This is a genomic window from Mycoplasma sp. AC1221 (genome assembly GCF_054353815.1).
In genome coordinates this window covers 57,025-77,908 of record NZ_JBTHHH010000003.1, presented here as the reverse complement: position 1 = coordinate 77,908, position 20,884 = coordinate 57,025, and the positions used below count along the sequence as shown (strand labels likewise).

The window sequence follows — 20,884 nt, the reverse complement described above, 5'->3', positions numbered from 1 at the left end:
TATGTATAAGGATGCTAATGAAAAACTTAATAACGAAGTGCTGGGGTGGTATACTATGTTAAGTAATGGTGAAGCAAAAGATACATTACTTGATGGATTCTTGCCGGGGTATGATGTAGATGCTAATATAGCATTTAATGTTGCATCATATAATTATTTATTTACTTATTTAAATACTATATATGCTAAAAATAATTTAGAAAAGATAAATAGAATTAATTATAGTGAGTATAAAAAAGAACTAGCTAAAAATAATAAAGTAAAGGCTAAAGAAATTATTAAAAAGGTGTTGGTGTAATTTGTATAGTAAGTATAAGTGCATATTTCTTTTCCATAAAATTTGCAGATATAAAAAGTTTAAATGACTTTTTATATCTTTTTCTAGATTACTTTCTTCTTTTTTTTATAAAATAAAAATGTAAGAAATCATATAGGTAATTAATTTCTTACAAAATTTTATGATAAGGAGATATTATATTGAAAAATAAGATTAAAAAAATATTATCTATTTCTTCCGCTTCTTTTTCTTTCCTGGTTGCTTCTTGCTCATATTCACAAAAAGACTCTAATAAATATAATAAAGATGATATAGGCAATTTTTATTCATATATACTGTCTTATAAAAAAGACAATATGATTAAAGATATTAACGATAATTATTTTTATTATATGTGGAAAAACAATAAAGAAGATGCTGGTAAATTTGAATATTTATTAAAAAATAAATATTCATATATTAATTCAGTTGAAGAATTAAATAAACGGTTTTTAGATAAGTTTAATTTGTCTTTTGTCAAGAAATACTATAATTTGTTCAAAGACAAGGTAGTTTTTGATATAAATAATTTAACAGAAGAAAAATTAAAGGAAATTAATCTAGAAAAGTTTAAAGAAATTTATTTAAATAACCAAGATATTGTTGAATTCTTTAAAACGAAAAATTTATTAATGTATGAGGTTTGAGTAAACGATGATAAAATTCCAAATTTGGTATTAGTTCCTGACTATAAAAGTAAAGGTGAAAATAATTTGACATTTTTTGTTGTTGATTTTTATTTATTAGGTGAAAACCTTCCTTTAGATTATAAAAATAGAGACCCAAAATTGTTAATGAACATAAAATATATTGACAAAAGCAAATCAGTAACGATTAAAAAAGCTACAAAACAAGAAATTTTGAATCTTTATAAATATTTACCTTCAATTATAACAACTGATAAAGCTGATGTATAAGTTTATTATATAAAAACATAAAGTCGTAATATAAAAAGTTGAATTCACTTGTCATAAAAATACAAATAACTTTTATAAATACCTTAAAATTTTAATAAAAAATGATAACAAGAATTAATAAAAGGACATTTTTAAATGTCCTTTTATATTTAAATATAACAATTCATAAAATTTGTTTATAATATGATAAATAAATTATATTAGAGGAAAAATGATTAAATATAAACGAATCTTAATAAAACTTTCTGGTGAAGGTTTTGCTAACAAAGAAAAACACCTAGCAATTGATAACGAACTTGTTAAGAAAATTGCCATACAATTAAAAGAAATTGTAAAGCAAGGTGTACAAGTGTCTATTGTTATTGGTGGTGGTAATTTCTGAAGAGGTGCATCTGCTGAAAAAAATGGTATTCCTCGTAATCGTGCCGATTACATCGGGATGCTCGCTACCATAATGAATGGTTTAGCGCTTCGTAGTGGTTTTGAGCTTGTGGGACTTAAAGCAAGGGTGCAAAGTTCATTGAACATTGATGCTCGTGTTGCGGAAAACTATGTAAATGAAAAAACAATGAAATACCTTGAAGATGGAGAGGTTGTAATCTTTGTCGGTGGAACTGGTCGCCCTTATTTCACCACTGATACTGCATCTACATTATATGCATCTGAAATTGGTGCAGAAGTTATTTTAATGGGTAAAAATGGAACCGATGGGATTTATGATAGTGATCCAAAAACAAATCCGAATGCAAAAAGATATGATAAAATTACATATAATGAAATACTTGAAAAAAAATTACAAGTTATGGATTTAACTGCCACTAGTATGGCTCGTGATAACAATATTAATTTAATTATATTTAACTTACTCGAAGAAGATTCAATATTAAAAGTTTTAAAACGACAAATAACACACACAGAGGTAATTAAATAATGGATATAGAAACTTATTTATTAGAACTACAAGAAAAATCTGAAAAAGCAATTAGTCATTTTAAATTTGAGATGTCAAAAATTTCTACTGGTAGAGCCAATCCACAACTTATTAAAGGGATTCGGATAAACTATTATGATGTTCCCACTCCACTTGATGAATTAGCAAACATCTCAGTTCCTGAACCACAACAACTTTTAGTTAAGCCTTATGATATGACATCAGTAAAAGAAATTGCTAAAGCTTTAGATAAAGCAAATCTTGGGATTCCCCCCGTTGATGAAGGTAATCAAATTAGACTTACATTTCCATCTTTAACAACTCAACGTCGTAAAGAGATGATCAAGAACTTAGCAAAACTAACTGAAGCAACTAAAATAGGAATCCGTAATGCTCGTCAAGAAATAAATAAGATGATTAAAGCAAATGAAGAACTTTCTGAGGATGAAGAAAAGAAATACTTAGATGCTGTTCAAAAAGAAGTAGATTTATTAATTGAAAAAGTCGTTCAATTAACCAAAGAAAAAGAAAACGAACTACTAAACAAATAACAAGCTCCGGTGCAAAAATTTGTGGTTTGTTTTTTTTTTTTTTTTTGTATATAATAAAGGAAATATTCACATTTATACAAGGAAGATTATGGAAAATAATACTAAATATGAACTAAAACAAAGAACAATTAAAGATATTATTTATGAACTTTCTCAGGATAAACTTATAATTCCCGAAATGCAAAGACCTTATGTTTGAAAAGACAAACAAGTAAGTGATTTGTTCGATTCCTTATATCATGGTTTCCCAATAGGTTATATAATAACAAACAGACCTCGTAATAATGATATAAAACGGAAGAGTTATGTTTCAAATGATGATTTTGAAACTGTTTTGATTGATGGTCAACAAAGGTTAACTGCTCTAAATGCAATAATTAATGGTTTAGAAGTCTTGGATGAAAATTATAAAAAAAGAAGAATAATTGTTTCTTTTAACCCCTTCCCTAAGAAAAATGAAGAGATTTTTAAAATACAAAATGCATATACAAAAAATAGTAAAAAATGAATATCTGATATTTCAGATATATTTAAAGGTCATTCTCATTATAAAGTTTGTCAAAAATATATTAATGATAATCCAGAAATAACTATGGAAGATATCGATAGCAAAATAGATAATTTAAAACATAAAATATGATCAACTAATATTGGGGTAATTGAAATAAAAGAATATGTTGATCTGGAAACGCTTACAGAAATTTTTATAAGGATAAATTCCAAAGGGACACCTTTAAAGCTTTTGGATTATTCAATAAGTAAAATTTCTGCAAATAAAAATTACGGAACAAATATAATTAGAGTTATGAATTATTTTTCTGAAATCCTAAAAACCGATAATAATATTTACAGAGAGATTGAAAAAATTGATCCAGATTTTTTTAAAACTGAAATGGGTCAGAAAATTACTTGACTTAGTAATATAAATAATAATGATTATATTTATAAACCATCAGTGAATGATATATTATTTGTTTCATTTTCTCATATTTTTGATAGAGCAAAAATGAGTGATCTTGTTGAATTATTATCTGGTAGGGATTTCGAAAAAAGAGAATATATTCCAGAAAATATACAAAGTAATTTTGAAAAAATTATTAATGGAATTTCGAGTTTTATAGACAAATATAATTTCAATACTTTTACACAAGCAATCAAAAATATAGGATTTAAAAATATAAAAATCAATAAAAATTCTGTTGTAATAAATATTGCTTATATAGTCTTTTTAAAGCTTAGAAAACTTTCTCGTCTTGGTATGGAAGAAGTTAAAAAATACACTGTTAAATGGTATATAATGTCTTTATTAACAAAAAGATATAAAGATAGTTATGTTGATCAAGTTATTAATGATTTAAGAAATATAAAAGAATTAGGAATCGAAGTGATATTAAGAAAAATAGATCAAACAGAATTGACAACTGATTTTTGAGAACTAAGACTTCCTGAACTCTTAGATACAAGTATACAAGAAAATCCTTTTCTAAAATGTTATTATGCCGCCTCAGTTGCTAACGGCAATAAAGGATTTCTTACTCCTTGATTAACACAAGAGGATATGTTAAAAAATTTAATCAGTGACAAACACCATATTTTTCCCAAACAATATTTAATTAATTCTTCTAATGAATTTAATGAATATTCATTTTATCTGAGAAAAAATGATACAACCATTCTGCTAACTTAGTATATTTAGAAAAGAATATAAATATTAAGATCAAAGACAAAGCACCTAATGTATATTTTAAAGAAATAATTCAAGATATAAAAACAAATAATTCTCTTTTCCTTGGTAGAAAGATTTCCTTAGAAGAATTGGATGAAAATCTCGATGAAAACTGTATTCCAAAAGATATAATAAACTGAACATATAAAGATTATAAAGATAAATTTTTGCCTGAAAGAAGAAAATTAATGGCGAAAAAAATTAAAAAATGATATGAGAATATTTAGATTTTAAAGTATTATGTAAATTTTCTTTCTTTAATACCACATTAATAAATAAAATCCTTATACTATTCATAAGTAGGACGCCTAAGGGACCACTCGGCGTCTTATTTTAAAAATATGCCGTTTTTTTTGCTAGGTTAAAAACAGCAAAAATTTAGGTTCTAATCAATGCCACTATAACCTTCTACTTTATTTTAATTATTTTTCTTAAAGAAAATGTTAACTAACTCTAGTTTTTATCAACCAATTTTACTCCAACCCATTCTTATTCTTAAAATACATCTTAATTGGACAACCTTTGAAATTAAAGGTAGCTCTCAATTGATTTTCTAAAAACCTTTGATATGAAAAGTGTAAGAATTTTTTATTATTTACAAAGAATGTAAAAGTAGGTATTTTTGATAATTCTTTACGAACATAATAAATATTTAATCTTCCACCATTAAACGGTTGTGCTGGTTGAATAAGTTGTGTTTCAAGCACTAAATTAGAAAGCAACGACGGTTTTATATCTCTTTCCATATTTTCACGAACTTCTGATAAAGTTACTATCAACTTATTAATTCTTTGATTAAATTTTGCTGAAATAAATACAAAAGGAACTCATGGAACAAAATGAAATTTATTTCTCATTTTCTTTTCATAATCAGCCATTGTATTTGTTTGTTTTTCAACTAAATCTCATTTATTTATTACCACAATTATTGGTTTTTCATTCTCTAATGCATATCCTATAATTCTAGAATCAAAATGTGATACTTCTTGTTGTGTCGCATCGATTACTATCAAAGACAAATCAGCTTCTGATAGCGAATTCATCGCTCGCATCAAAGCATAATGATCAACACTTTCAATTAATTTTGATTTTTTTGTTATTCCTGCTGTATCAATCACATTATATAGTTTATGGTCTATTTCAACAGTTGATTTAACACTATCTCGTGTGGTTCCTGCAATTTCTGAAACAATTGAACGATACTCTTTAGTTAAATTATTAAGTAGCGAACTTTTACCAGCATTAGGTTTTCCGATAATCGCTAAATTAAAATAATCATTTTGATCTTCATCGCTGAAATCAAGATATTCTAAACACTTATCTAAAACTTCACCAACACCTTCACCGTGTAATGCAGAAACAGAATAAATATGTTCAACTCCTAAAGCATATCATCCATAATCAAATTGCTGGTTGTTTTCTAGCTTGTTTGCAACAGCAACAATAGGTTTATTACTTTTTCTTAAAATATTCATTATAAATAAATCATCATTACTTATTTCGTTTGTCCCATCAAAAATAAAAACAATAACATCTGCTTCTTCAATCGCTATTTTTGCTTGAATCTGGATTTGTTCTTGAAAAGGTTTATTTTCAATTTCAATTCCACCGGTATCAATTAATTTGATTTCATGACCTGATCAAGTAATTTTTTCATACAATCTATCTCTTGTAACACCTGGTTGGTCATAAACAATTGATATCTTTTTACCTATAATACGATTAAATAAGGTGCTTTTTCCTACATTAGGTTTTCCAATAATTGCAACTGTATTATGCATCTTTTGACCTTTCTTTAACCAAATCCATAATTTTTGCTATCACTTCTTCTATCTCCAAATTAGTACAATCAATAAATACTGCATCTTCAGTTTTATGTAACGGATCAACTTCACGATTCATATCTTGTTCGTCTCGTTTTTTTACTTCATAAAGCACTTCTGCAAAACCTGTATTATAACCTAATTCCTGATTTTGCTTCATTCTACGCTTTGCTCTTTCTTCTTCTTCTGCTCATAAAAAGATTTTTACTTCAGCATGGGGCATAATTTTAAAAGTTGTATCCCTCCCATCGATAATATATCCTTTACGTTTTTTAGTAAGTTGTTGAATATAATCAACCACGAACTCTCGCACTGCAGGAATTTTAGCCACAGACGGAGTTATTTGTGAGATATAATCGGCCCTTATAGCTTTTGATACATCAATTCCTTTTAATTCAATTCTGTCATTTTCTAGCAGTTTAATCATACCTTTTTGTAATGTCTTAATAACATTTTCTTGATCACGAGAATCAACACCATTATCAATGGTGTTTTTTGCGATTGCCCGATATACACTACCACTATTTATAAAAGTGAAACCATATCTGCTTGCTATTTGCTTACTTACTGTGGATTTACCTACTCCAGATGGCCCATCTATTGCAATATTAACTTTCATCACTACCTCCAAGTTTCTTTTTCTTTATTCTTACTTTTGTAGTATTTGATATATTGTGTTCTTCTGAAGCTAATGTATCAATTAAATATTGTGCTTTATCTTTTTCAATAAATTCTATATCATCTACATATGAGTCGTTTTGTTTATCGAATTTAATTTTTAAGTCTATATAACCTTGTAATAATTCTTTATACAAATAATTAAAATCGAAATCAAAAACTTCTTGTTTTTCTATTAATTTGGATTCGATACTAACATTTTGCTGATATTTATAAGCTGAATTAATGTTCTTTTTGAATCATTTTTGCTCTTTTTTTAGTTCATCATTTCCTGATTGAGATAGCAGAATTAGGTTATCTAAAACATCCTTATCTTCGTTTGAATCATCTACTTTTGAACCATTAAAATTCATATAGTTATTTTACTTTATTTTTTATATTTTGAAATAACAAAAAGCACATTATAGTGCTTTACAGTTATTTTTTAAATAATTCAAGGTATTCTTCATAACCTTCATCTTTTAATTTATCTACGGGAATAAAACGCAATGATGCAGAATTAATGCAGTACCGAAGTCCACCTAATTTTCTTGGACCATCTTTGAATACATGTCCTAAGTGTGAATCGGCATTTTTACTTTTTACCTCAGTTCGAATCATATTATGTGAATAATCGCTATGTTCTGTTACAACATCTTCATCTATCGGTTTACTAAATGCTGGTCACCCACATCCTGAATTAAATTTATCTTGTGATTTAAAAAGTGGTGTTCCATCAACGATATCCACATAAATTCCTTCTTCAAAATGTTCATCATATTCATTTGAATATGGATGTTCTGTATATCCTTCTTGAGTTACTTTATATTGTAATTCTGTAAGTTCTTTTAAACGTTGTTCTTTTTTCTTTTGTTCCATATTTCCTTTCAAAAAATTATCTTTTTTAAGTTGTTCGGTTTCTTTTGTTTATAAATTCACATTCATTTTATTATAAATCCTATCAAAACAAATGATAGATATACAACTACAACAAAGGTGTTGGTCTCATCTCAGTTGTTACCTAATATGTTTGGTACTAAGAAAAATAAAATTAAAGTTGAAATTCATAAAATATTAACTATATATATTGTTTTTTCTCATCACGGGATTTTAGATATTTGTTTCTTTTTTTCTAAAATTAATGCTACAACAGCTGTTAAAGTATCTTCAATTAACAGTGCTAAACTATTTACTTTTATAACAGCTGTAAAGAACGGGTTATCATTATCTTTTGTTTTGCTTAAAAGGGTTGGTACTAATCATAAAACAAGCATTGCTATAAATGTAATAACTGCTGTTAAAATGATTGCATTACGGTATTCACCGTGTTTATTATGATCTGCATATTTTGGATTAATATGATTATCTAATGCAAGCGGAATTAACTTTCTTGCTGTAGATACCGTTTGTGTAATTTTATACCCTATATCATTAAATATAAATCCAATAATAAACACAATCGTTCCTGTAATATTCATTACAAGATAATAAATTTGTGAAAATTCATTGTTATTTGAATCAAACTTTATTGCTAAATAAACACTATAAAATGCTAAGTAAACAACTGCTACAATTCCTAGGGAAACAAATAAAATTCTTTTAAAATTTTTAAATTCTGCGTCCTTTGCCATAGAAGCCATATCTTCAATTCCTGCAAAAGCAAAAATAAAAACTAAAATACTTCCAAAAATCATTGTAGATGTTGCTTTTTTTGTTGTTTCATAAACAACTGTATATCCACCTGGTTTTATAACCGAAAGATATACTAAGTTTACAAAACCTATCAACAAAAATGCTCATTTTACAGCAGATGTTAAAAATACAACTTTTGTATTAAGTGATAATCCTTTGGTTGATATCAATATTAATGCACCAAAGAAGATAAATGCAATGACCCTTATAATCCATATTATAGTTATATAATTTGAAATAGTTTTAGGTATTACTAATTCAAAAGTTTGCGCTAAAAACAAAGGTGACACAGATGATAAAACAGGTGATTGTAAGAATTGATTTCAACCAATGAAATAACAAAAATTCTTTACAAAACCTTTTTTAAATTTATATCATTTGTTTTCAACATTTGACTGTTCTTCAAACAAGGTTGAATCAAGGTGTCTTGCATAAGCATATGAACCACCATAATGTTCTTTAAAAGCATTCCCTAAACGAGCAAATACTAATGCAGTTCCTATCATTGTAAGCAAACAAAGAACGATAACTAAATATCCGTAAAATCCTATATTTAGTATTTCTGAAAAAGTTGTAAGGAAACCTAAACCAACAATAAAGTTGATAGTGAAAAAAGTAAATGATTTTTCACTAAAATGTTTTTTCACTATTGCTTAAACTCTAATTGTTTTTTGGGTTTCTTCTTCTCAAAAACTACTTCATATATTTCTTCATAATTAGATACAGGAATATAAGTTAACTTTTCTTTAATTTCCATAGGAACATCAATTAAGTTTTTTACATTTCCTGTAGGTATAAAAACATATTTTAAGTTTTTAGAAGCGGCAGCAAATGATTTTTCTTTTAGGCCACCGATATCTAAAACATTACCTCTAAGAGTTATTTCACCTGTCATACCTATTTCAGATGATACAATTCGTTGTGATAATGCTGATATTAATGCAGTGGTAAATGTCACTCCTGCACTTGGGCCATCTTTTGGTACTGCTCCTTCAGGCACATGAATATGAATTGTTGTTTCATCAAAATTAAAGTCTGTAATACCATATCTAGCAGCATTTGCACGCACATATGAAAGTGATATATTAGCAGATTCTTTCATAACATCTTTTAATGAACCTGTTAATTTAATTTCTCCTTTTCCTGGATAAGTATTAACTTCAATTTGCAAGGTTGATCCACCAACTGATGTATATGCTAAACCATTAACTACACCAGGGGTTTTGTATCCATCATTTTCATTATCTTTAAATTTTTCGGGTCCTAAAAGTTCTTTTAAATCATTTATTTTTACCTCGAATTGTTTATTTTTTAGTTTTGGTAATTCGAGTTTTTTAAGCACGAATTTGCGTGCTAATTTATCTAAGACACGTTTTAATCCACGAACTCCGGCTTCTTTGGTATAGTTTTGAATAATGTATTTCATTGTGTCTTCAGAAATATGCATAAAGTCGCTGCTTGCCCCAACTTGTTCTGTTACTTTTGGCATCAAGTGTTGCTGTGCAATTTTTAATTTTTCAGTTAATGTGTAAGCAGATAATTCGATAACTTCAACACGGTCTATTAAAGCATGAGGAATGTTTTCATAATAATTAGCAGTCGCAATAAAAATTGCTTTAGATAAATCGTATTCATGTTCTAAGTAGTGATCTTGAAACTTTGTATTTTGTTCTGGATCTAAAACTTCTAACATCGCAGATGCCGGATCCCCTTTATTTGTTGAAGCCATTTTATCAATTTCATCTAATAAGATAACTGGATTAGAAACAGAACATTGTGAAATAGCTTTGATAATCTTTCCCGGCATTGCTCCTACATAGGTTCTTCTGTGTCCACGGATTTCGCTTTCATCATGCACTCCTCCAAGAGAAATTTTTACAAACTTTCTGGATAATGATTCTGCAATTGCTTTAGAAAGCGAAGTTTTTCCTGTCCCAGGTGGCCCGACTAAACAAATAATAGGGACATTATTAAATGTTTTATCATTTTGTTTATTAGAATCCTTAAACAAATTCATATCAATCTCATAATTTTCATCATAAGGTAATTTATTTTCTTTTTTCTTTTTGTTTCTTTCTGTATTAATAATAACAGCGATATATTCTAAAACACGTTGCTTAACTTCTTCAAGTCCATAATGATACTTAGAAAGGGTTTTTTTAGCATGATCTAAATCTAATAACTCTTTTTGTGTAAGTCTTCATGGTAGTTTTTTGAGATGATTGACATAAGTTTTTGAAATATTTGCTTCTGGTGATGTAGCCATCATTTCGTTCGCTCTCTTTGTTTCTTCAGCAATAATTTTCTTTACTGATTCAGGGTAACGGAAAGATTTATTTTTATCTTTTAGCTCTTTTGCATAATCATCATCATCGCTTGGATCAACATTCATTCCTTCTAATTCATCTTGTATATATTTTAATTTTTCACGAAGTACATATTCTTTATGTTGACTTGCCATTTTATCTGTCATCTTTTGAGTCATTTGTGATTCTATATCAACATTTTGACTCATCATACCTGTTGCGGATGCAATTAATTTCATTAAAGAAATAATGTTAAATTTATAAAATGCAGCAAACTTTTCATTTATTTCGGGTGATAAAAATGATAAAAAAGTAAATAAAAACTTAATTTTTTCTTCTCTTGTTTTTAATTCAAAGTTCGGATAATATGAATTAATAAGTGCAGAAAGGTCATCGGTTGTATATGGTTTTTTTGTTATCGGATTATATTGAAAAATAATATTAACTGATTGTGTTTCTTTTATACCAGGGATTTTTTCAGTATCCCTTATCCCTTTTAAAGCAGAAAGCATTGCATCTAAATCATGATTTTGTGGTAATAAGTCAAATTTATAAACTTCATTTGTTTCATCAGAATTAGGTTCTTCAGGAACAAACTTTACTTCACCCGAACAAACTCTGACTAATTGTTCTTCATATAGTTTATCTCCATCTCCTTCTTTAACAGGTTGATAAGTTTCTAACAAAACATAACCATCTTCATCTGTTTCTGCGAAACCATATTCTTTTATGTTAAAAAAACCTAAAACTTCATATGTCAACATACATTTTTGATCTCGTTCTGAATCTTTTACAGGAGGTTCAAGTGGTTCTGCCTTTAAGAATTTAACAAATACTGCTTTACTTTCTAATTCATGCTCATTATTTGTAAACGAAATAACAAATTTATGTTCTATATTTGTTTTAGGAATAACTAAAGCGCCAGATGAATACAAATTAAATGCATCTGTTTCTATTTGATGAATACCTTTTGGAAAAGACATTCAGTTTGTATCAACAACTAATAATGGGTATATGTTTTTATTTTTCATTATTCTCCTTATTTTATGACAAAATTAATTAATTTCTTAGGTATAAATATTTTTTTAATAATTTGTTTTCCTTCTAATCATTTTGTAACTTCTTTTTGTGCTTTTTCTAAAACTTCTGATTCGCTTGAATTTATATCAACCAATATTTCTCCACGGACTTTACCATTTACGGTTATACCATAACTTAATTCGTTCACAATTAATGCTGATTCATCTATACTAAAATCTTTTAAGTTTTTTAAATTAAAATATTTTTCTGAATATTCTCAAGCAAGGTGTGGGGCAAAAGGTTCTAAAATATTCAAAACGACATAATACATCTCTTTTAATAAAGCAACATCTTTAATCGTATCGTACTCATTAAATGTTTCCATTACTCATGCAATAACAGTATTAAATGCATATTCATTTTCTCTTTTGTTAAAGACATCTAAATATTTTTGCATTCCTTGATAAAGTTTTCTTCTTGCATTCTTTTCTTGTGAAGATAACTTTTCTATATTTATTTCATCTAAGGTTGTATTTTCAGGCAATTCATTAATTCTATCACTTAGTCGATTCAAAAACTTAAAACATCCATTTAGTCCTGCATCACTTCAATCTAATTCTTTTGCTGGTGGAGCAGCAAAAAAAACAAACAATCTGGTTGCATCTGCACCATATTTTTCTATCATTTCTTTTGGTTCAACTACATTACCTTTTGATTTCGACATTTTTGCACCATCTTTTAACACCATTCCTTGTGTTAAAAGATTTAAAAAAGGTTCGCGATAATTTATTAAACCAAGGTCAGCAAGTGCTTTAGAAAAAAATCTAGCATATAAAAGGTGTAAAATTGCATGTTCTATACCACCAATATATTCATCTACTTGATTTCAGTAATTTATATTTTCTTTGATAAACAAGTTATTATCCCTGAAAATTTGTGGTGTTGTATATCTCATTCAATATCAACTTGATTCAAAAAATGTATCAAGTGTATCTGTTTCTCGTTTTGCGTCCATACCACAACGATAGCATTTGGTCTTTAGTCATTCATTGTTTGTTAAAATAGGATTTCCTTTTCCGATGAATTCAACTTTTTCAGGTAATAATATAGGTAAATCCGATTCGGGAACTGGTATAGTTCCACACACTTGACAATGAATTAAAGGAATTGGTGTTCCTCAATATCTTTGCCTCGAAATTCCTCAATCTCTAAGATTATATTGAACTACCTTTTTTAGTTCTTTTTCTAAAACAACATAATTTTTAATTTTGTTTTTTACACTTATGCTATTTGCATTCATAAATGATAAATGACTTTCATTCTTACTTGAAGCAAATTGTGCTTCTTTTGCAGAAAAACTTGCGAAATCTGTTATATAAACATCTAAAAAATCATGAGTAACTGGATTAATAACTTGAAATGGTGTTTTTATTGACAATTTCTTACCAAAAATTTTGTTAATCACACAATTATTTATTTCATCAAGTATTTTTTGTTTTTTTTCGTTCAAAAATCCCTGATTTTTTAGTTTTTTCACAAGTGGGTGTTTAAAATTTATAGCCAAAAAGTCTGCATTTACAATATTTTGATAATCTTTTTCAAAAACAACTATTTCAAAATCTTTATTTGCAGATTCTAAGATAATTTTATATACTTCTTCTCTACCAATTCAATTTTTTTGCATTGTCAAAACTTGTTGGGGTCAATGATTTTCTAATATTTTCAAATCATTTAAAAGTTCATCAGCATACTCAGTTATTTTTAAATAATATGTATCCATTTCTTTTTGCACAACATTTTCATTGCAACGTCAACATTTATTATCAACTACTTGTTCATTTGCTAAAACTGTATTATCATTTTCGCATCAATTAAGCAAACTCTTCTTTTTATAAATCAAACCTTTATTTCAAAGTTGAATAAATAAAAATTGTTCCCATTTTGTATATGTTGCATCTGCTGTAATACATTCTTGATCTCAGGCAAAAGATAAACCAAGTCTTTTTAACTCAGCATCCATATTTTTAATATTTTCATAAGTTCATTTTTTAGGATGAATATTATTTTTTATTGCAGCATTTTCAGCAGGTAAACCAAACGCATCTCACCCAAATGGATGAAATACATTGAACCCTTGACGACGATAAAAACGTGCCATCGCGTCACTTATAGCATAATTTTTAACATGTCCCATATGGATTTTCCCACTAGGATACGGAAACATACTAACTATGTATTTCTTTTGTAATGTAAAATTATTTGAAGGTTCAAAATTTTTAGAATCAAGTCAATATTTTTGTCATTTTTTTTCTATTTCTTCAAATTTATAAGACATTCTGCTCCTATTTTGTTCCAAAAATTCTATCCCCTGCATCACCTAAACCAGGTTCGATATAACCTTTATTATTCAACCTAGCATCAAGTGCAGATAAATATATATGAAAGTCTTCTCCAAAATGACTTAAAACATTATTAACACCCTCTTTAACTCCAACTAGGCACACTAACTGTACATTTGTATAACCCTCTTGATAAATCCGTCTAATCGCATCTACTGCTGAATTTCCTGTAGCAAGCATCGGATCAACTACTATAATTAAACTATCTTTTGGAACATTAGGCATCTTAAAAAAGTATTCGTTTGGTTGTAAGGTTTCTTCATCTCGATACATTCCAATGTGTCCTACTCTTGCTTGTGGAATTAAATCAAGTAAACCTTCTGTCATACCTAATCCAGCACGTAAAATGGGTACCAAAACTATTTCATTTGAAAATGTATCACCAACAAAGTCCTGTCCTAAAGCAGTTGTAATTTGTTTAGGTTTTGTTTTATAATTTCGCATAATTTCATAAACCATTAGCGAACCTATTTCATTTAAATTACTTCTAAATTCTTTGTGTGATGTATTTTTATCACGTAATTTAGTAAGTTTTATTTTAATAAGTGGGTGTTCTAAAATTTTAAGCATCATTTCTCCTAATTTCACATTATATAAATATTTTTATATTATATACTTTTTTATATTTTTCTAATTATTTATAAATGCAGTTGCATTTTTATTATTTATTTTTATCGAAAGAGAACCAAAAAAAGGACTAAATGCGAACTTTATAAGAAATTTCATTATATTTTTAAATAATCTAAAATATAAATATATAAATATAGGTAATTATGAAAAAGAAAACAAAAATAATTATAACTGCTGCTACATTAGCATCTTCTGCTGTTTTAGCAACAGCAGTAGGTTTAGGAGTGGGTTTAACTCATAATAATTTAACATTAGAATCACAAAAGAAATATCAAAATCAGTCTGTTATTAAAATAGAACAAACTATTGAATGAAAAGGTTTACCAACACAAACAAACGCTTATAAACCTGATTTAAAAAAGATTATAAAGAGTGTAAAAGAAAAAGATTTCGATAAGTTTTTAACATCTTTTAAAAGTTATTTAACTGACTGAAAAAATACTTTTTTAAAGGTTTCACAGTTAAAAACATATTTATCAGATGCAAATAGTTCCAAATATTTTACGTTAATCAATTCAAATATAAATGTAGATGAATCAATTAACCAGTTGCTTAATCAATTGAAAAGTGTGAATTCAAAAAACATAGATGAATATAAGGACAAAATTATTAATGAAGATGCTCAAATTAGTTCTACCATTGATAATTATGTAAAATTTAAAGCAAAATATGACACTTTTTTACAAGAAATAAGTAAATTTTCTTCATATTATGATTTATCAAATGATAAATTTTTGCAAATTTTACTAAAACAAGATGGAATTAACGGTTTTAATTCTTTTTTGACTATTTTACAGTCAAATAAATTTGTTTTTGATGAAATTTCCAATATCAAAAATTCTCATCAAAATGTTTCGGAACTCAAGCAATATTTTGAACAATTTAACACATTAAATATATCAACAAAAAAGTTTGATGATATTAACAAATTGACTATACAATACCAAAGTATTTTAGAGCAAATAAATGCTGAAATTGATAGTTTAAAAAACAAAAATAAATCAAATACTCAACTAAACAATCTTAAAAATCAAGCAAAAAATCAAATAACTTCATTCAATCTTTTAACAAACGATACTAAATCACAATTTATTAATGCTATTGATAATGTATTAATTTCCAATGAAATTAATACACTTTTAAGTAGAGCAAATAAATTAAACAAAGAAAAAGAAAAATTAAATATACTTTTAGATAAATATAATCAATTAAAAACAGATAATGATATTAACTATATAAACAGCGATAATAAAACTAAATTAGATGAACAAATTTCAAAAAATTCATTTGATGATGCTTCTAATTCAAAATTATTAAAAAACATTGAAAATATAGCCACAGATAACAATTATCTAGAAAAACTAAATACATATATAAGTTTAATTTCTTCTTTTTTAAACAATATAAACGGTAATCAAGTTTACCAAAATGCTTTATCTGGGTTTAACAAAATCAAAAATAATAATAATTTTTCAAATGATTTAAAAAAGCAACTTGATGAATATATATCAACACAAAAAATAGCTGCTGATATTAATCAAAAGACCAATCAATTAAGTTCGTTTATAGATATTTTTAACAAGTTGAACATAACTTATAGCACTCAATCACAGTTAGATAAATCCAATATCAGTCAAGATGATTTAAATCAATTAAATTCACTTTCTGCTGCTGTTTTAAGGTTTTTTACTTCTGATTTAAAACTTAAAACATTCAATCTAAATCATATCTTGAATCTAAGGGAAACACTCATTAATAACTTAGCTCTATGAAAGCAAAAACTCGATTCATTATTAGATAAAAAAGATAATCAAAATAACAATGATTATCAGAAACAAGCACAAAAGCAACTTAATGTAAAACTTGATGATCGACTCTCAAAATATGATTTAAATCGTTATTTAACTTCACTTTCCTTTAATCTTAATAATGCAAAATTATGGTTGCAAGAACCAAAAAGTAATCAATTTAATTATAAATTAACTGATATAAATTTAAAAGATGATAATAAAAATACACTGATTTTAACTTATCATACATCTGCTAAAAATAATGACTGAAATGGTAATATAACAAGCGAATTAAGAATTAATAATTCTGAAAAAGATGTAAATAACATTATTAATGAGTCGTCGATTAAAAATCTCGATGAAATCTATAATATTAATTATTTTAATTTAGGTCTTTATAAAAAAAGTGCTATTACATTACAAATTCTTAAAGATAACTTATCTATCAAACAAACATATATTAACAACTACTTTAAATTTAAAATCAAAGAAAATTCAACTACTTTCTTTGATTTAAATAATAAATTAAATTTGAATATAGAACTACTATTTAATAATCATATAATTAAAACATTAAATGTATCAAGTTTAAACTCAATAGATTTTTTACCTGAAGATAATCAAACTTTTGATGCTTCTATTTTCTTAAATAATGCTTTCAAACAAAGCGATTATTATAAACCTGTAAATCTTTATGTTAACCCTATTTATTTAGGTAACACAAAATATTACAACGAAACAGGAAGCAATGGACAATACAAAGAATACCACAATGCTTTTACAAAAGCAGGTTTATTTAGATGATGATTTTGAAAACATAACATTGAACCTTTTTATGAAAAAATAAAGAGTCAATTTAATAATAAAGATTTTTTTGTTGAACCAACAACAAAAAACAACGAGAAAAATTTTCCTTTACTTGATGATGCAGCAGATCATTCAAATAAACTTTCAGCAATGCAAATAAAAAACATTGTTTTAATGTGGTTTAAAGAAAACAATCCTTGAGTTAATTATAATATATCTTCTGATACTACTGTTGATTTAAAAACCACCAATAATCATCTTTTTGAAATCGATCCAGGAGATCCAACTAAATCATCTGCTATATTTAATTTCATTGTTACAAAAGGACAATTAAAAAAAGAAATCTCGCTTCGTTTTACAACACAAAATTTTGATAGAATTAATAATTTAACACAAAAACAGCAAAAAGCACTTGATAAGATTTTTGAAATTTTTAAGGATAAATCTGGTTCAAAACTCTTTAACCTTATAAAAATCAAAAACCTAAATAACACACATAATAATTATTCAATTATCCAAAGGAACCCTGAAGATACATTTAATGATGTCTATATACTTCCTAAAATAGGTGAATATCAGATATATGCTAAATCATCCACTATCAAATTGGCAGGTAAGCATTTTACCAATAATGCTTTAATTACTTTTTCAATTAAAGATGGAAATGGTAATGAAATCAAATTAAATCAAAGTGATTATGATAATTTAACGCTAGATATCAAATATTGAAAACCTATTCAATATCGCGATATTAAACCTAAAAATAATAACAAATTTACTGATGATGACTTTAAACCAACACCTTCACGAAGAGAAAATAACGAAATTGATCAAAAAGATAAAGATACCATTAATAAAATTAATAGTAAAAACTTTGAATATCGCAAAGTCCTTGCTGAATTTACAGGACACAGCGAAGTTAAATACAGTGTTTTAGATCCAACTGATATAGTGAGACAAAATGCACAGATAATGCTTAATTACTTACTTACTTTTAAAAACACTACGGCTGTATCTGTTGAAAAAAACGAAGAATTTAAAGATGAAAGTGATAATTTCAAAAAAGAAAATGTCAACAAAAACGAATACAATCACGATGATATATCTTTATCAACAGATGTTTCAAATAATTTAAATTTGAATGAAATAAATAAAAAATATTTTATTTATTTCTACGATGTTCAAAATCCTGAATACGGAAAGATGATATTTAAATTAGGATTTATAGATAAAACAAACACAAACAAAAGATATCATATTAATCACTCTATCACATTGGTTAATTTAAAAAACGATTATAAAGATAAATTATATCCTGAAGTTATATTAAATAATATTAAAAAATCCGATTTAACTTTATCAAGCAACTTTGTTGCTAAAAATCTTTCTGCAAGCAATTTTAATCAATTTATTACCATAAATCCAAGAGCACTAACATACAATGATTATACGGTTGCAAAAGATTATATTAAACTTGATAAACTTGTTCATGCGGGCGATAATATCTATATAACCTTAAAATACGAGAAACCAGGAAGAACTATTTTCGGTAGAACATGATATTTATTAGGAAACTCTAATAATGAAGTTAAAGTTGATTTAGATATTTCAAAAGAAAAACCTTTAACAACTGTATACAAGAAAAATTCAATTTTTAGAAGTAGGGAAATTGAATTATATTATAAAGATGCATTATGAACTTTTGACAAGGAAAATAATGCTGCTCATTGAACTTTAAAATCTAAATATCTTGCTAAAACTTTTGAATCCAATAATTCAAACCATCGAAAAATATATTTACATCTTTTTGGAAATGTTTTAGTTCAAAACGCAAAAAGAAAATCAAGAATTTCTGATAGAGATCACCAAAATAAAGGTGGATATGATTTTGAAATAGATTACGATAAATTAAAAACCCAAAAAACCATCACTATAAATTCACATACATCGAATGTTTTTTATGAAAAAGTTTCAAAAGAACTTCCTCATATACCTTTTTCATTGACCACTACATTAAATGACTCAGGTGATATTAATTTTGTTTTCGAGTTAACTGATGCAAAGTATAAATTAGTTGTTGGTAACTTATTAAGATACTTATATGGAATCGGTGATGCGAAATTTTATAACAGTGATAAGTTTGATGAATTTGATCCAAACAAGGCATTTCTGCTTGCATCAAATGCTGCTGCAATACATATTGAATATGAAAACAATGTTGAAGAAAATTTTGGTGTAAAAACAAATATTTTTGATTATACAAAATTAGATTACAACCAAGAAAACGAACCGATAACATTCATAAGTGATCCGAAAGCATACGATTTAAGTTGATATAATCCAAACCAAAATGTTGATTTTAAACTACATGATGGGTATTTGCAAGATAACGAATTCTTACATCGTAGTTGAAAAGAAAATGATGTAAATATAGATTTAGTTAATAATGCAAAATCTAGAACGTTTGGTTATTCTCGCGGAACTGCTACAATGCTAGCAAAAGTAAATGATGATCCAAACAGTGGTTTATTTTACATTATTACTAACAACCATGTTGAAGGTGGTAATAAATTCAATATAGATTCGCTGCAAGGAAACAATTTACCTAATCGTTTTGAAGCAGGTAGATATATGAATATCGCTTTAGATAACTATTCAAACAATGTTGATGCTGGTCAAAACGATGTTTATACACCAAAAAACATTAAAGCTGCTATAGTTTGAACAGGTTTAAAACAACTTGATTTAAATGGACAAAATCCTGCATTTGCTGATATGACAGTTGCTATCGTTGATATTAAACCTGTAATCGAACAAGCCTATAACAGTGGACTATACGTTCGAGCAGCATGGTTTGAAAACTGATATAAATTACCTCCATTAAAACTTAATACCAATGGGCAAAATCTAGAATTCTTCACCTCAGTTCGGGCTCAGTTTGTAATGAATGGTTATCCTTATGCAAAAGAAAATGGATATTTATTAAATCGCGCTATCTTTAGTGATCAAAATGTCGGATTTAACCGACAAGATGGATATACACCTGCATATTTTAATGCCGGTAATTCTGGTACAGGTGTTATGGGTGCTGATAATATTTATATTTCTACTATAAATTCTGGTGCTCCTTTAAGATTTTTACAAAGTTGAACCTATAGCAAAAACTTTTATAATTATTTTGGGATCAACTGAGATGGACAAAATCCATTAATATTAAATAACACTAGATCACTTGCTTCATATATGATGAAAATGAATGCAATAAATCCAAATATGTACCCACTTCCTTGGTTTTTTAAACCATTTGATAATTAATAAA

General features: G+C 26.8%; 14 protein-coding genes. 6 read left to right on the top strand and 8 right to left on the bottom strand.

The genetic code is table 4. The annotated features are described in order from the left end of the window. From ACXYRK_RS01030 to ACXYRK_RS01010, 5 genes are all read left to right on the top strand, one after another. The coding region (locus ACXYRK_RS01030) for a hypothetical protein (RefSeq protein WP_458617613.1) at positions 1-298 on the top strand (298 nt) is incomplete at its 5' end. 335 nt (positions 299-633) lie between these two features. After that, positions 634-1,233 carry a hypothetical protein gene (locus ACXYRK_RS01025; protein ID WP_458617612.1) on the top strand — a complete coding sequence of 200 codons (600 nt, stop codon included), beginning with the start codon at positions 634-636 and terminating at the stop codon, positions 1,231-1,233. Positions 1,234-1,444: 211 nt separating this feature from the next. Then, on the top strand, positions 1,445-2,164 hold the full coding sequence (gene pyrH, locus ACXYRK_RS01020) for a UMP kinase (RefSeq protein WP_458617610.1): 720 nt from the start codon (positions 1,445-1,447) through the stop codon (positions 2,162-2,164). Beyond that, complete coding sequence (frr, locus tag ACXYRK_RS01015) at positions 2,164-2,715, top strand: ribosome recycling factor (RefSeq protein ID WP_458617608.1); 552 nt, start codon at positions 2,164-2,166, stop codon at positions 2,713-2,715. Before pyrH ends, frr begins: the two co-directional genes overlap by 1 nt. Positions 2,716-2,803: 88 nt before the next feature. Continuing rightward, a complete protein-coding gene (locus tag ACXYRK_RS01010) occupies positions 2,804-4,402 on the top strand; it encodes a DUF262 domain-containing protein (protein ID WP_458617606.1) in 1,599 nt (532 codons plus the stop codon). A 512-nt stretch (positions 4,403-4,914) separates the two neighbouring features. Here the strand turns inward: ACXYRK_RS01010 and der are convergent. From der to upp, 8 genes are all read right to left on the bottom strand, one after another. Beyond that, positions 4,915-6,222, bottom strand: coding sequence for a ribosome biogenesis GTPase Der (gene der, locus ACXYRK_RS01005; protein WP_458617604.1), 1,308 nt, complete (start codon positions 6,220-6,222; stop codon positions 4,915-4,917). Next, a complete protein-coding gene (cmk, locus tag ACXYRK_RS01000; RefSeq protein WP_435129571.1) occupies positions 6,215-6,883 on the bottom strand; it encodes a (d)CMP kinase in 669 nt (222 codons plus the stop codon). Before cmk ends, der begins: the two co-directional genes overlap by 8 nt. After that, positions 6,873-7,295, bottom strand: coding sequence for a hypothetical protein (locus ACXYRK_RS00995; RefSeq protein WP_435129568.1), 423 nt, complete (start codon positions 7,293-7,295; stop codon positions 6,873-6,875). The genes cmk and ACXYRK_RS00995 overlap by 11 nt, the downstream gene beginning before the upstream one ends. 64 nt (positions 7,296-7,359) lie before the next feature. Further along, positions 7,360-7,800, bottom strand: coding sequence for a peptide-methionine (R)-S-oxide reductase MsrB (gene msrB, locus ACXYRK_RS00990; protein WP_458597812.1), 441 nt, complete (start codon positions 7,798-7,800; stop codon positions 7,360-7,362). Beyond that, positions 7,770-9,260 (bottom strand): APC family permease, encoded by a 1,491-nt coding sequence (locus tag ACXYRK_RS00985; protein WP_458613962.1) that lies wholly within the window; start codon positions 9,258-9,260, stop codon positions 7,770-7,772. Before ACXYRK_RS00985 ends, msrB begins: the two co-directional genes overlap by 31 nt. Continuing rightward, positions 9,260-11,950 (bottom strand): endopeptidase La, encoded by a 2,691-nt coding sequence (lon, locus tag ACXYRK_RS00980; protein WP_458617602.1) that lies wholly within the window; start codon positions 11,948-11,950, stop codon positions 9,260-9,262. Before lon ends, ACXYRK_RS00985 begins: the two co-directional genes overlap by 1 nt. Before the next feature lie 8 nt (positions 11,951-11,958). Then, positions 11,959-14,274: a class I tRNA ligase family protein gene (locus ACXYRK_RS00975; RefSeq protein ID WP_458617600.1), complete on the bottom strand. Its 2,316-nt coding sequence runs from the start codon at positions 14,272-14,274 to the stop codon at positions 11,959-11,961. 7 nt (positions 14,275-14,281) lie between these two features. Beyond that, positions 14,282-14,908, bottom strand: a complete 627-nt coding sequence (gene upp, locus ACXYRK_RS00970) for a uracil phosphoribosyltransferase (protein ID WP_458615186.1) — start codon at positions 14,906-14,908, stop codon at positions 14,282-14,284. 203 nt (positions 14,909-15,111) lie between these two features. On the opposite strand from upp, the gene ACXYRK_RS00965 reads away from it, so the two are divergent. Then, positions 15,112-20,880 carry a coiled-coil domain-containing protein gene (locus ACXYRK_RS00965; RefSeq protein ID WP_458617598.1) on the top strand — a complete coding sequence of 1,923 codons (5,769 nt, stop codon included), beginning with the start codon at positions 15,112-15,114 and terminating at the stop codon, positions 20,878-20,880. Positions 20,881-20,884: the final 4 nt, after the last annotated feature.